We start from the raw sequence: 14953 nt of genomic DNA, 5'->3' as shown, positions 1-14953 counted from the left end.
TATTTTTCAGAAAACTATCATGAAATTGACCGTCCCAGTGTAACGCTGTATTGTCACTTTTGTCAAAAGAAAAAGCACTATTTTAATAGCACTTTTTTCTTACTTATTAGGATAAAATAGTTGCATCATACGCTGTGCGGCCAGTTCATTTCCTACATAATAAATTGTATTTCCTGCGCTTAACTTGGCATATGGGCCTGGAGAAAGGAGTAATTCTACATCTGTTTGAATACCAACAATGGTCGCACCTGTTTTTTGCCAAATATGCAAATCAGAAATGCTTTCTTCCAAATGCTGCGCTTCTCCGGTAATCTTAAGTTCATAGGGGACAAATGTTGAAATATCATGAACTTTTTTCGTCTGACTTACCAAAACATTTAACAAATCAGAAAATTCATCGAGCTCTTCTTTTTGACGTTGGACACTTTCCAAAAGGTCCTGACGAATTTCTTGAACCGATTGAACATTTTTATATTTCTCTATAAATATTTGTGCATTTTCTTTAGATGCTACATAAGTACCACTTCCTTGTTGGACTTCCATAATTTGAAGATCTACCAAGACATTAATAGCCTTACGAGCAGTTTCCGGTGAAGCGCTAAAATTGCTTGCTAAAGTCGAACGTGCAGAAATTTTTTCTCCCACTTTATACCGACCTTCAACAATTCTTTCAGCAATATCCACGGCAATTTGTTGATAACGTGGCAAAGAAACACGTTTAGCAGGTTTTAATTCTTTTGCCATCGCTTACTATCCTCCCCGGCTTGTTCAATTTTTTTCAAATTGATAATACCACACCTATTTTTAACAAAACAAGCTTTTCATCTTGCTGTATTAAAAATCTGTTTTACTACATATAATATTTTTTATATTCCTTCATTCAATCATACTCCTAACTTACGTTGAAGTTCGCAGCACAATTCTTCTTTACCAGTAAAGTAGTCAACTGACCACTTTTTTCGCCTTATTTTGACTAACCAAGTAGTCAAAATAGGAAATCCAGAGTAAAAACGATGCCTTTTTGCTTGTTTTAAAAAATGACAAACAAAAAAACCTGATAGACAAGGGATCTCGCAAGGTTGTACTGGAATAGAGAAACTAAGATTTTTCATAATAGTATCTCCTTTTTTATTGATATACATTTCTTGTGGCTATGAAAATGAAGTATATACATAAAACCGCAATTATAAATAACAACACAAATGAACTGACAGTTGCCATTACAAAAAGAACCTTATTTTTCTTAATTTTACTTATCAACAATAAAGACAAGATAATAACGAAAAACATCACATATAAAGCAGAAAAAACTAACAAATTCATGTCCCCCTATTTATAACTTTAAAGTATTTATTCATTAATGAATAAAGCAATAACAGTCCAAACATGTTCAAAGGTTAACATATTTTTTTAACTCATAATGCCTTAATATACTTCGAGCCACTAGTGGTACATTAATACAATCAGGATATCAGATTTTAACTTTTTCCAAAAAATGACAAAAAATCAAATGCATGCGCAAGGGATACTTTTCCAGAAAATTTTTCATTATTTATCTGAAGACTATTAAAGCGACGACAAATGTTGGTTGGTCACGTAGGAACGAGTAAGACCCTCAATTCTTCAAAAGGTTGAAAAAACAAGTGTTTCAATAGACGTTTGATTTAGAAAGGAGATTTCTTACTGCCTGTTTCCACGTTAAGTAAATACGTCAGTAGCCTAGCAATCATAGCGAAAATAATTTGATTGATTACTCCATTTTCACTTTGTGAGAATAACCTTTTCATCGTCATATGTGCTTGATGTACTTAAAAGATAGTTCAATATTTGCCATCTCGCTTTGTACATTTCGGCTACTTCTCGGGCGGACATATCAAAACGGTTAGTGATAAAATATCATTTTTCCTTTGTCCTGATTTTGAATAAGTCATCCCAGCTCAGTATAAAGGATGTTTTATGAATAGAAACAGCGTGAAACATGGTACACAAATTTAACATGTTTCATACACCAATAGAGAGAATTACTATTAATTAAACTAATAATCCTACTATCGTCATTTAAAGTTATATTTTTCAGTACTGAAAGTAAAATTCAGTTACAGTAAACAGCACTATCCCTATAATAAATAAGTACTTGTGACATCCATCAATTCCTCGATAACGTGACTACCGTCTTCCACTGATGAATTCCCATCAGACAGAGCTACCGCGAGGTATTCATTATCTCCTTGTGATACTTTCCCGATACTTGTAACAATCCATTCGCCACTTACACCATCTGTTAACCAACCATTTTTAAAAGAAACATCATCTGAGCCGGCGTAAACGCCCCAACTTTGATCTTCATCGATTTGAGTCATTAAATCAATGATATCATCCTGAGATTCTTCTGAAATATAGTCTGATGGCAAATACAATTCTTTCAATAATTTCATTTGATCTTTGGCTGTTGTTGTACTGTTTCCCCAATTGCCTAAGTTCACGGTCGTATTGTTCATGCCCAATTCATCAAAAATGGTTTGTAAGGACTCAAACCCACCTAAAGATTCATTTAATAGCGCAGAAGTTGCGTCATTATCACTACTCAAAATCATGGAAGACATCCGCTCTGTCTCTTCTTCTGTTAATTCTACTTGCGCATTTTCTTTTTCATGCAGTAATAACATGGCTACCGCGATTTTTACAATACTGGCAGTTTCATATAGTCGATCTTTTTCATCATTGGTATAGCTATAAGTCTCTTCTGTATCGAGGTCATAAACTCTAAATTCTAAAGAATTAGGATACTCTTCGGCTAACTGATCTCCTTTTTGTTGCAATTGCTCTTTAAGATCTTCCTTGTCTTTTTGCGGCTCATTTACGACTTCTTGGCTTGTTTCCGTAGTACTTTCTCTTGTTTTCTCTTCATTGGTTCCCATAGAACTTTCGTACCAAAAACCAACAGCTACAAGTAAAAGCACGCCTAATATCACGGGAAAAATTTTTAAAAACTTATTCATCCTTTATTGCCTCGCTCTATTCTTTTGTTTCTTTCTAAGAAGCCTGAACATTCCTCTGTTTTTCGTCTACAAAATAGACTTTATACCAAACAAGAAACGAGTAAAGGGTCCAAATCCGACGTCGCGCATCGATATCTTGTTGATAGTTTCGGTCTAATAGATCTAAGATTTTTTCTTGGTCAAAAAATTCAGCTGCAAAATTAGCAGAGAATACTTCACGAACTTGTTTATAGAACTGTTCTTCATGTAACCAATCTTTAATCGGTACAGGGAATCCCAACTTTTTCCGATTCGCCCATTCATCAGGAAGATGACGGTGAGCTGCTTTACGAAAAGCATACTTGGTATTTTTACTATTTAACAAATATTTGGTTGGAATTTTTTCAGCGACTTCCATTAAACGAATGTCTAACAACGGGGTCCGTGCTTCTAAGGAACTTGCCATCGTCATTTTATCCGCTTTTAATAAGATATCTTTAGGCATCCATTGGTGCATATCTAGATACTGCATTTTTTTAAGTTCTGGCAAATCCGGTACTTTTTGATACTGTTTTTCCACAATATCATGCACGGACTCACTTTTTTGGTATTTCGGTTGCAAGTAATCGTCTGATTCCCTTTCATCAAAGACTTTGGCTTGTCCGATAAAGAAATCTTCCGCTGGAGCTACTGATTGATACAAGTGCAGTTTTCCATGAAAATTGCCTGTATGTTCTAAACGGCTTGCTAGACGATAACGGGACTTTTTAGATAATTTTTTCAATCCTTGGGCAAATACACGGACCATTTTCGAATTTGAAGAAAAACCATATTCTGTATAGCCTGCAAACAATTCGTCTGCACCTTCACCAGATAAAACAACTTTCACATGTTCACTGGCTAATTTCGCTAAAAAGTAAAGTGGAACGCACGATGCATTGGAAGACGGTTCATCTAAATGATATTGAATATCAGGAAAGGCATTGAAAGCTTCTTCAGATTCAATCACGCGAGAGTAGTTGTTTAGTTTTAAAATATCTGTTAATTTTTTGGCTTCGGAAGATTCGTTGTAAGTGTGTTTGCCAAAACCAATGGAAAACGTATATTTGGGCTGAGCAAGCGTGGTTACCAAACTGGAATCCACCCCACTGGAAAGGAACGTTCCAACTTCAACATCACTAACCAAGTGAGCATTCGTTGTTTCTTGAACAGCTTGATCAATTAAGTCAACCGCTTCGTTTTCTGTCATGTTTTCTTCTGTATATTCAGGATCCCAGTATTGAGTAAAGGTTACCTCGCCATTTCTTATGTAAAAATAGTGGCCTTCTGGCACACGATAAACATCCTTAAAAAATGTTTCATCTGTAGCAGGGTATTGAAAAGTCATATAAGGTTTTAACGCACCTGGATTCACTTGCTTTTCAAAAGCTGGATGATCCAAAAAACTTTTTATTTCAGAGCCGAACATAAATGTATTATTTTTATGATAATAATATAATGGCTTAATACCAAAATGATCTCTTGCTCCAAATAATTCTTGTTTTTCACGATCCCAGATAGCAAAGGTAAACATGCCACGTAATTTTTTTACGATTTGAGTACCATATTCTTCGTAGCCGTGTAAAATAACTTCGGTATCCGCACTGGTCTTAAAAACATGACCTTTTTCTTGAAGATCTTGTTGCAGTTCTTGATAGTTATAGATTTCTCCATTAAAAATGATCGCTTTTGAATCGTTTTCATTGAAAATGGGCTGGTTTCCTCCCTTTAAGTCAATGATACTTAAACGTCGAAAGCCTAAAGCTACACCTTCATCAACAAATTGGCCTGTATTATCTGGTCCTCTATGTACAATTCTTGCCATCATTTCTTCTAGTTGTTCTGTTTTTTCATCTATAGAATAATTTGTATTCACAAATCCAACAATCCCACACATTAATTATCTTCACCTTTTCATTAAAGTTTAATTGAAATTCAGTTCAAGTCAATACTATTAATTTATCATATGAACGGATAATCACAAAATAATTAATAGTTAAATAACAGTAGAAAGTTTCTTTATCGATTAAATATATATATAAAGATTATTACGTTTTAAAACTCCTTATCACTAGTATTTAAAAAAATATAGTTTTCTGATAACATTTAATAAAAAAAACAATATGCTTTTTTTACACAAATGACTAACACCTATACATTTGAAAAATAAAACAAAATTATACTAATTAAAAAATAGCCTGTCCTGCTTAAAACAGAACAGACTATTTAGAATTGCTTAACTATCATCTACATTACTATCTTTGTACTGACTTTGATCTTACTAGTTATATCCCTTATGCTTGAACAAAATAGTTTTTTATTAAATTTTAGATTTGGCAATCTTTTAGTAGTAATGATTTCTTTGATTGTGTGCATAAGTTCTCTTATAAGTTATAAAAAAATAGAAATAAACTCAACCTGTTATTTTTTACTATCGGTTTAAGTCCATTACTTTTTGTTCATATAATCTTATTTTTGGTATATATTAATGCAATACCGTTAGTACCTTAATTAAACAACTCATAGCATCAACTACGAGTTGTTTAACACCATCACCTGCACGCCGGATCTGCATTAAGTTTCTCAACTCCTTCAGCTGAAACCTTATCTGTGTTGAGAGCAACACACTTTTCCCCCGAGTTAAACATTTTCTTTGGGTTTACTCCAATAATTAGGGTAATTGAATCAAAGTTTGTTACTTTCTTTGGATAGTATGCGCTTACATTGCACGCATCAAGCTCTTTTTTGTTCTTTTCTACTTCAATTAGTTTTTCTGTAAATGTTACTTCTTTCTTTTTTAATTCTTCCTTTAATAATTTAAAAAAAGGACATAAAACCAATGTATATATTCGATCATTTTTCCTCTAAATCTTTTACTAACAACATCTTCTATTAAATGCTTTGTTACCGTTGAGAAATACCTTGTATTCTCCATAACATTTCGAATTTGCTACACAACAACAAATATGCTTTTGATAACCGAATTCATATTGTGGACCAACTTCACCGTTTCGACTTACAGTTTCTTCTTTTTTAACTTGGCTCATACTTTCATCCCCTCTCTTCATACTCTTCAAAGAAAAAGAATGATGATTTAACAACCGTAAAAATTAAAAAAATTTTTTCTAATTTAAATTATTTTTGGGCTTGGAAACTACAAGAAATAAAACTTCAGAATTAAAAGTAAATTAATTGATTCTACTTTTTATCTCAATTCACCTAACTTACTATTATCAACTGTTTAGTTAAAGATTTTTGATAATCTCGAGTAGTAACAATATTATATTTTTCTATAAAGTCATTAATTAATAAAGCTAATTCCAGATCGTTTTTACCTTTCCAAATAATTTTTTTGTTTTGTCTCATACAATCGTACTCCTAAGTTTATTTCGTCAAGTAACGCGTTCTAACTTCTTTTTAACATCGAAGTGCCTACAATGGTATTTTTTTCGATTTTATCATCCTGGACTCAACTTTTGATAAATTCGGTCATCGTTTTTGCTTGTTTTAAAAAAATGGCAAACAAAAAAACCCTTGATAAACAAGGGTTTTCGCAAGCTTAGATTGAAGTAGATCATCTAAGGTTTTACTTTCTGCGTCTTTCTGGAATACGTGCAGCTTTACCGTGACGGTTACGTAAGTAATACAATTTCGCACGACGTACAAAACCATGACGGGTAACTTCAATTTTGTCAACACGTGGTGTATGCAATGGGAAAGTACGTTCAACACCTACGCCACTAGAAACTTTACGTACAGTGTATGTTTCGCTGATTCCAGCACCACGACGCTTGATCACTACACCATCAAATACTTGGATACGTTCACGTGAACCTTCGACAACTTTTACGTGAACACGAACTGAATCTCCAGGACGAAAATCTGGGATATCAGTGCGCAACTGTTCTTTTGTTATTTCTTGAATCAATGGATCCATTTTACATTCTCCTTATTCCCAAATACTCTTAAGAGATCTCTCCCAGCGGAATATTGTAATAGTTGAGCAATTTACTCACTGAAGTATACTACCATATCCACCTATTAATGTAAAGAAATTTTTCGTTTTCATACATGAACTAAATTCATTTCATGTAGCGTTTCAGCAATCTGCACAGAATTCCAAGCCGCCCCTTTTAACAAGTTATCGGAAACGACCCATAAATGAAAGCCATTATCGATATCTAAGTCTTGACGAATACGGCCCACAAAAGTATCTTTTTTGCCTACACTATTGATAGCTTGCGGATAAATTTGTTGACTAGTATCATCTTCAACGGTTACTCCAGGAGCATTTTCTAAGGTTGCGCGTAGATCTGTTAAGCTAATTTTGTCCTCTGTTTCTATATAAATGGATTCCGAATGACCAGTAATTACAGGGACACGTACACAAGTTGCACTAATTTTCATCTGCTTATCTTCCAGAATTTTTTTGGTCTCATTCACCATTTTCCATTCTTCTTTGGTATAATCATTTTCCGCAAATTCATCGATTTGAGCTAAAGCATTGAAAGCTAATGGATAATGTTTTTTATCGCTAGCCGCAGGCAAAATTTCCGCAGATAAGTTTTCCGGAAGCTCCCCATCTAACGTTTCTTGACTTTGTTGTTTTATTTCTTCAACCGCTTGGGCTCCAGCTCCTGAAACCGCTTGGTAAGTAGACACAATAACGCGATCAATCCCTACTGATTGTTTGATAGGTGCCAGTGTTACCATCATTTGAATCGTAGAGCAATTAGGGTTAGCAATGATTCCTTGATGGTCTTTTAGTGCTTGTTTGTTGACTTCAGGTACGACTAAAGGAGTGTCTTTATCCATGCGATATTGACTGGTATTGTCCACAACAACTGTTCCACGCTTTACTGCTTCGGGCGCAAATTTTTGTGAAATGCTTCCACCAGCACTAAAAATGGCGATATCTACATCATCAAAGGCTTCAGGAACAAGTTCTTCCACAAAAAGACCTTCGCCTTTAAATAAAAGTTTGCGACCCGCAGATCGTTTTGAAGCAAGTAGTTTCACGTTTTTAAGTGGTAAATTTGTTTGTTCTAACATCTCAATCAATTTCGTTCCAACAGCGCCTGTCGCTCCAACAACTGCTACATTATATCCATCGTTCATTAAAGACCGCTCCCTTTTGCTTTTATTATTTTAACCATTCTAACATACAGCAAGAAAAATGTTACTTTTCGACTAGGAAATTTTTCTAAAATCATAAGGGCAGCCACTGAATTTTTTATTTTAATAAAAGTAATTTTTTAAAAGTATATTATTTGAGATATTGACCATACTTCAGCTATAATTAATATAGAAGAATTTTGGGGAAGATTCTTCGCAATGTGTATTGGATTCATATCCTTTATTCAGGCAGAAAAGACAAGGAGGCGTTACATATAGTGCCTTGTCTTTTTTGCTTTTTTTTATTAAATTTTTAAAACAAGAAACCCCTTTGCTTGTAAAGTGATCCTTTCTACCTTTTGTTGGCTTAAATGACTAAAGAGAATTTCTCCTGTTATTGCTAAATTCATTTCTTGTTTGCCAGTATTAAAAATTGCTTGAAGTGTTTCTCCATTTAATTTACGTTCTAAAATCAAAAGACCGTTTTCTTCATTCGTTTCTTGCCAATCCATTCTTGCCTGGCTGATCATTTTTTGCCAAGTTTTGCGTAAAGCAATTAACTTTTTAACAAACTGAAACAGTTCTTGGTCCTGTTCATCTTCTTTCCAAACCATGCATTTACGACAGAGTGGATCCGCGCCTCCGGTCATGCCTATTTCATCGCCATAATATAAACAAGGAACACCCGGTTGTAGGTAAGTAAATACCAACACTTGCTTCATTAATTCTTTATCTTCTTGCGCTTGGGTTAATAAACGCGGTGTGTCATGTGAATCTAAGACATTGAACTGCACCTGATTGGTTTGATCACGATATAACATTAATTGCTGATTAATCGCAGAAACCATTTCTTTTAACGAAAGTTGTTTTTTAACAAAATAGCCCATGATGGCGTCAGTATAGGCATAATTCATCACTGCATGAGATTCATCGCCTTCTAACCATTTTTGCGCTGAATGCCAGATTTCTCCTAGTATATAGAAGTCTTTTTTTGTCTCATCACAAACCTTCCGAAACTTTTTCCAGAAAGCATGATCTACTTCATTCGCCACGTCTAAGCGCCAAGCGTCAATATCAAAGTTTTCAATCCAATATTTTGCGGTATCTAATAAATATTCTTGGACTTCCGGATTTGCGGTATTAAGTTTTGGCATATGAGGTGTAAAAGCAAAGGTGTCATAAGTAAGTTGATGCGCTTCTTCAAAATCATTACTTTCTTTATAGCTTGCAGGAAACGCATTAACGTGAAACCATTCTGCATATTTTGAATCTTTTCCTTTTGCTAATACATCTTGCCATTGAGGCGATTGGTCTCCCATGTGATTGAAAACAGCATCCAACATTACTTTTATGCCACGTTTATGACATTCTTCCACCAAATTTTTAAAAACTTTTTCATCACCAAAGTCCGGATCGATTTTACGATAGTCAATCGTGTCATATTTATGATTTGAATAAGCTTTAAAAATAGGACACAAATAAATGCCATTAATTCCCAACTCTTTTACATAATCCAAATGATCAATAACACCTTGTAAGTCGCCGCCAAAATAATCCTGACGTCCAGGAACTTTCGATCCCCAACGAAGCGCTCCTTTTGGATCATTTGATTTATCACCATTAGCAAAGCGTTCAGGAAAAATTTGATACCAAACAGTTTCCTCTGCCCATTTAAGGGCTTTAAAGCGATCGATTTCATGAAAATAAGGTAGGCGAAAGTATAAGTTGGGAGAACCCAAAACATTTTTTGATAAAGGAAATAGTCCTTGATCTCCATAAAAGACTTGTACATGATCTTCACTTGTTAAAACAAAGCCATAGGATAGGCGTTTAAAAGGAGCTTTGACTGAGGCAAACCAGTAATCATGAAGATCGGTTGATAAAATTTTCACCATGTCAATTGGCGTTTCTCTTTGTCCTTTCTCTACTAAATAAGGATCTCCGCCCACAACTTGCACACTTGAAATGTCACTTTTTGCCGTGCGTAGTCGTAAATGCAGTGTTTCTTTTTCATAGAGATAGGCAAATTCGCTTTCGGGACGATGATAGATAGCAGCTGTATTCATATTTTACCCCTTTCTAAAACAATTAAAGTTTGCGCTTACACTTTTAATTATACACTACTTTTTATATGAAAAAAATTTTTATTTTTAGCGCTAACTACGCGCAAATGAATTTATTGAAAAAGGCTTAAGAATACTTGTTGACGCCTGTCAGCATTGAATTATTCAAAAAGTTATGCTAGGCTTTGAAAATGAATGAAAACAATTTTTCATTACTTCCAATTGAAGGAGAATGAACATGCTCGAACTAAGAGATATAAAAAAGCAATATAAAGTTGGAAATACTGTTACCAAAGCTTTAGATGGCGTATCGGTCGCTTTTCGCCAACAAGAGTTTGTTGCGATCTTGGGAGAAAGTGGTTCTGGGAAAACGACACTTTTAAATGTCATTGGCGGACTCGATCAGTATGATTCCGGCGATATGGTAATTAACGGGAAGTCCACCAAAGATTTTAAAGATAAAGATTGGGACGCCTACCGTAATAATTCCATCGGCTTTATTTTTCAAAGCTATAATCTGATCGGTCATCAAGGAATCATTGATAACGTGGAATTGGGAATGACTTTAAGTGGTGTTTCAAAAAAAGAACGTCGAAAAAAAGCGGAAGAAGCTTTAGAACGTGTCGGTCTAACGGAACATATGCATAAAAAACCTAGTCAGTTATCGGGCGGACAAATGCAACGTGTCGCCATCGCTCGTGCCCTTGCCAATGATCCGGATATTTTACTTTGTGATGAACCCACCGGAGCACTCGATTCACAAACTAGCGTTCAGATTATGAATCTAATCCAAGAAGTGGCTAAGGATAAATTGGTAGTTATGGTGACCCATAATGCTGATTTAGCAAACAAATATGCCGATCGAACCATTAGTTTTGCAGACGGGCAAGTGACAGATGATTCAAATCCTCATGTGGAAGGCAAAAAGAAAGAACCATTTGATTTAAAACATACGAAAATGACTTTTCTTACTGCCCTACGTTTATCTTTTAATAATATTCGTACAAAAAAAGGACGTACATTTTTAACTGCTTTTGCCTCCAGTATTGGAATTATTAGTATCGCGATTGTTCTGTCTTTATCGACCGGCTTCCAAAAGCAAATTGATCAAACCCAGTCAGAAACATTAGCGCAATTTCCAGTCACAATCTCGCGAGAAACCACAGAGCAAGACCCGGAAAATTTTGAACAAGAGCGTTCTGATGAAGGAACTTTCCCTGAGGATAAAGAAGTCACTGCTAAGATCAGTGAGGAAGATCGATCGCAAAGAACAAATAAAATTGATCAAGATTTTATCGACTATGTTGATGACATCAATCCTGCCTTGAGTAATAATATCGGCTATACCCGTTTAGCAAACATGAATTTACTGCGTGAAGTTGACGACGAGCCGGAAGTCGTTAAATTTTCAAATGGAGCTGAAGATGAGTCACAAGCCGAATCGATGATGTCAATGATGGCCGCACAAACGGGCATTGGCGTTTCTTCTTTTCCCAAACAATTAGATGATTCGCAAGGTAACTTCTTAGAAGATAATTATCGCCTTTTAGAAGGAAACTTTCCCGAAGACACCAATGAAGTGGTGTTAGTCGTCGATGAAAATAACGAAACAAATATCAACGCCCTAAACAATCTAGGTTTTGATTTAGAAGACGGAGATAAAATATCTTTTGACGATGTCATAGGTACAACAGTTAAGTTAGCCTATAACGATGCGTTTTATGAAGAGTTACCTACTGGAAACTTTATTCCAAATCAAGATTTAGATGAAGTTTATGATAATGAGGATAATGAGGAATTGACAATTTCAGGCGTTATCCGAAATAAAGAATCTTCAACTATGGATCTGTTAGCTCCTGGTATCGCTTATAGTGACACTTTAGCGCAAAAAGTTATCGACAATAATAAAGATTCTGACATTGTGCAAGCACAAGAAGACAGTGATACCAACGTGATGACCAATGAGGATATTGACGATACTGCCAAAGACAACTTGCTAGATGCTTTAGGTGCTAGCGAAATTCCTTATAGTGTAATGATTTATCCTAATAACTTTGATGATAAAGAACAAATACTGGATTATTTAGATGATTATAATGAAGGAAAAGATGAAGATGATCAAATCGTTTATAGTGATTTAGCTGGAACGATGACAGATTTGACCGGTGGTATCATGGATGCTATCACTTATGTTCTGATCGCTTTTGCCGGCATTTCACTGATTACAAGTATGATCATGATCGGTATCATCACCTATACTTCAGTCTTAGAACGAACCAAAGAAATTGGTGTATTAAAAGCTTTGGGTGCGCGAAAAAAAGATGTTACGCGCGTATTTGATGCTGAAACTGCCATTTTAGGTGTTGCTTCTGGCACATTAGGCGTCGTTCTCGCCTATCTGGCAACATTTCCGATTAACTCGGTCTTGCTGAATTTGACTGATTTAGAAAATGTCGCCCAACTAGATCCGATGCATGCCCTGATTTTGGTTATTGTAAGTACTGTGCTGACAATGATCGGCGGACATATCCCCGCACGAATGGCAGCCAAAAAAGACGCCGCTATTGCTTTACGAGCTGAATAATTTCCTAAAAAACGCATGAGCTGTTAAGTTCATGCGTTTTTTCATATATTGGCGGGACATATTGTGATGTGCCACCAATATATTTTTGATTGGGAGCACAACGTCAAACTTGCCTCCAATCCTTATATTTTTGGTGGCAAATGACTGAATCGGAGTATTTTAATTATGCAAAAAATCCATTGTTTCCTTTTTTATTTCTTGCTCTTCAATAACAAGTAACCCATTAAAATTCTTTTGCAAAAAATAACGATCATGTGTCACAGCTAGAAGTGTTCCTGTATATTCGCTCAATAATTCTTCGATTTCTTCGCGAGCATAGATATCTAAGTGATTGGTTGGTTCATCTAAAATTAACAAATTTATTTGTCTTTGAAAAAGTTGAAGCAGGTAAAGACGAACGCGTTCACCACCAGAAAGCTCTTTGAGGCGACGCTCGACATCCTCGCTATAAAAACCAAAATGTGCCAACCTTTGGCGAGCTTTTTGTTCTTGTGGTAAAAATTCTTTGACAAAGGCCAATACACGCTGGTTAGACTGTTCAAATGTAATATTTTGTGGCAAATAGCCTATTTTTATACTCGCGCCTAAAGAGAGTTTTCCTTCATCAGGCAATAATTCATCTAAAATAATACGCAACAAAGTCGATTTGCCTGAACCATTTTTTCCTAAGAGGGCTATTCTTTCGCCGCGATAAATCGTAAATGTACTATCAGAAAATAGTAAACGCTCGCCTATCATTTTACCAATATTCATAGCTACAATGACCTCTTTGCCTGAACGGCTTGCTTGGGAAATACTTTCTAAACGTTTTTTTGGCGGTTTTGGAGGTTTAACGACAGTTATTTTAGCTAAGCGATGCTCCAGTTCTTTTGCTTTTTTGAAAAACGCTTCATCACCGCCTTCATTACCCCACTGTCGATAGCGACGGATCATTTTTCTCAAACGGTGGATTTCTTTTTGCTGGAGCTCGTAATCTTTCGTGATTTCTGCGATACGCGCTTTTTTAAGTTGGACGTAACGACTATAATTTCCCGGATACTCAACCAAGCGACCTTCCTCAATTTCCACAATTTTTTCCGTGACTTGATCTAAAAAGGCTCGATCATGAGAAATCACCAGATAAGCAGCGCTGGTTGTTTTTAAGTAATTTTCTAGCCATCGAATTCCTGCTAAATCCAAATGATTCGTTGGTTCATCGAGTAGTAAAAGATCAGCCTCTTGTAATAGCACTTTTGCTAGTTCCACCCGGACTCTTTCTCCGCCACTAACAGTCGATATCGCAGCATTGATTCTATCTTCCAAGCCTAGTCCCTTTAACATACTAATAATACGATCTTCTAATTCGTAACCCCCCGCATCTTCAAAATCTTGTTGTAACTTGCCGTAAATACTCATCACATGGTCCAAGTCTTCTGATGCATCTGTCATTTTCTGTTCATAAACGCGTAATCGTTGTTGTAAGTTCTGTAATTCGACAAAACTTTCTGCTAAATACTTTGAAACTGTTAAATCACTTTCAGCAAAAATTTGTGGTACATAACCAATTTTTAACTCTTTTTTACGACTAATGGTGCCAGAATCAGCCCCTTCTTCTCCTGTAATGAGTTGAAAAAGAGTAGTTTTGCCCGTACCATTTGTTCCGACAAGACCAATTTTTTCCTGTTCATTGATCGCAAATGATAGTTGTTCAAAAAGTAGCGTCCCACTGAAAATTTTATTGATTTTATTTAATTGTATAAGCATGGTCTTCTCCTTTTAAGACCATTCGTACGATTTTTATAAATACGGAAAATACGCCTCGCTTTCGCTCTCCCTAGTAATGTTCATCTCTTCGCTTACGCTTCGATTCGAATACTTCGGAAACTACGTCCGCTTCGCTCCCCTAGTACTGTTCATCAACTACTCTCAGCTCCCTTCGGTCGCTGAATCGTAGTGATTCACAGCAAAAAAGGCCATGAAAATATCCATGACCTTGTTATTTATTTTCTTATTGTAAAAATAGAAACATACAAAATGGTCATTGGTTTAATAAATTTATACTGTTTTTAGATACACTTCTCCCGTCAACAGCCACTGTAAAACCAATCGCATGACTAAAACTGATATGATACCGTTGGTAATTTTCACTCGTTGTTATTTTAATCATACTTACCATTTGTTATGTTCCCTCCTTT

11 protein-coding genes and 1 pseudogene are annotated in these 14953 nt (G+C 35.5%); 1 reads left to right on the top strand and 11 read right to left on the bottom strand.

Annotation, left to right across the window (positions count from 1 at the left end):
* Positions 1-99: 99 nt before the first annotated feature.
* The 9 genes and pseudogenes from AC806_RS01455 to AC806_RS01420 form a co-directional block, all read right to left on the bottom strand.
* Entirely contained in the window at positions 100-744 is a 645-nt protein-coding gene (locus AC806_RS01455; protein WP_061840157.1) for a GntR family transcriptional regulator, read from the bottom strand.
* Positions 745-884: 140 nt separating this feature from the next.
* Positions 885-1112: a hypothetical protein gene (locus AC806_RS01450; protein WP_061840158.1), complete on the bottom strand. Its 228-nt coding sequence runs from the start codon at positions 1110-1112 to the stop codon at positions 885-887.
* Positions 1113-1592: 480 nt separating this feature from the next.
* Positions 1593-1893: pseudogene (locus AC806_RS12200) on the bottom strand (transposase); the annotation flags it as partial.
* 224 nt (positions 1894-2117) lie between these two features.
* Positions 2118-2999: a serine hydrolase gene (locus AC806_RS11610; RefSeq protein ID WP_083207532.1), complete on the bottom strand. Its 882-nt coding sequence runs from the start codon at positions 2997-2999 to the stop codon at positions 2118-2120.
* Between the two features lie 34 nt (positions 3000-3033).
* Positions 3034-4914, bottom strand: a complete 1881-nt coding sequence (gene asnB / locus AC806_RS01440) for an asparagine synthase (glutamine-hydrolyzing) (protein WP_061840160.1) — start codon at positions 4912-4914, stop codon at positions 3034-3036.
* A gap of 1322 nt (positions 4915-6236) precedes the next feature.
* Complete coding sequence (locus AC806_RS11810; protein WP_155224451.1) at positions 6237-6383, bottom strand: hypothetical protein; 147 nt, start codon at positions 6381-6383, stop codon at positions 6237-6239.
* Between the two features lie 220 nt (positions 6384-6603).
* Positions 6604-6954 carry a 50S ribosomal protein L19 gene (gene rplS, locus AC806_RS01430; RefSeq protein ID WP_014123709.1) on the bottom strand — a complete coding sequence of 117 codons (351 nt, stop codon included), beginning with the start codon at positions 6952-6954 and terminating at the stop codon, positions 6604-6606.
* A 128-nt stretch (positions 6955-7082) separates the two neighbouring features.
* Complete coding sequence (locus AC806_RS01425; protein ID WP_061840163.1) at positions 7083-8135, bottom strand: aspartate-semialdehyde dehydrogenase; 1053 nt, start codon at positions 8133-8135, stop codon at positions 7083-7085.
* A gap of 302 nt (positions 8136-8437) precedes the next feature.
* On the bottom strand, positions 8438-10198 hold the full coding sequence (locus AC806_RS01420; protein ID WP_069028596.1) for a glycoside hydrolase family 13 protein: 1761 nt from the start codon (positions 10196-10198) through the stop codon (positions 8438-8440).
* Positions 10199-10433: 235 nt separating this feature from the next.
* Here AC806_RS01420 and AC806_RS01415 point away from each other — a divergent pair, with 235 nt between their 5' ends.
* On the top strand, positions 10434-12779 hold the full coding sequence (locus tag AC806_RS01415) for an ABC transporter ATP-binding protein/permease (RefSeq protein ID WP_069028595.1): 2346 nt from the start codon (positions 10434-10436) through the stop codon (positions 12777-12779).
* A 159-nt stretch (positions 12780-12938) separates the two neighbouring features.
* Here AC806_RS01415 and abc-f read toward each other — a convergent pair whose 3' ends face one another.
* Positions 12939-14522, bottom strand: coding sequence for a ribosomal protection-like ABC-F family protein (abc-f, locus tag AC806_RS01410; RefSeq protein WP_061840165.1), 1584 nt, complete (start codon positions 14520-14522; stop codon positions 12939-12941).
* 274 nt (positions 14523-14796) lie between these two features.
* Positions 14797-14934, bottom strand: a complete 138-nt coding sequence (locus AC806_RS11970; RefSeq protein WP_164966988.1) for a hypothetical protein — start codon at positions 14932-14934, stop codon at positions 14797-14799.
* Positions 14935-14953 lie beyond the last annotated feature (19 nt).

Origin of the sequence: Tetragenococcus halophilus, from assembly GCF_001712815.1 — a bacterium.
Taxonomy (GTDB): Bacteria; Bacillota; Bacilli; order Lactobacillales; family Enterococcaceae; genus Tetragenococcus; species Tetragenococcus halophilus.
This window is presented reverse-complemented; position numbering and strand designations above follow the sequence as displayed.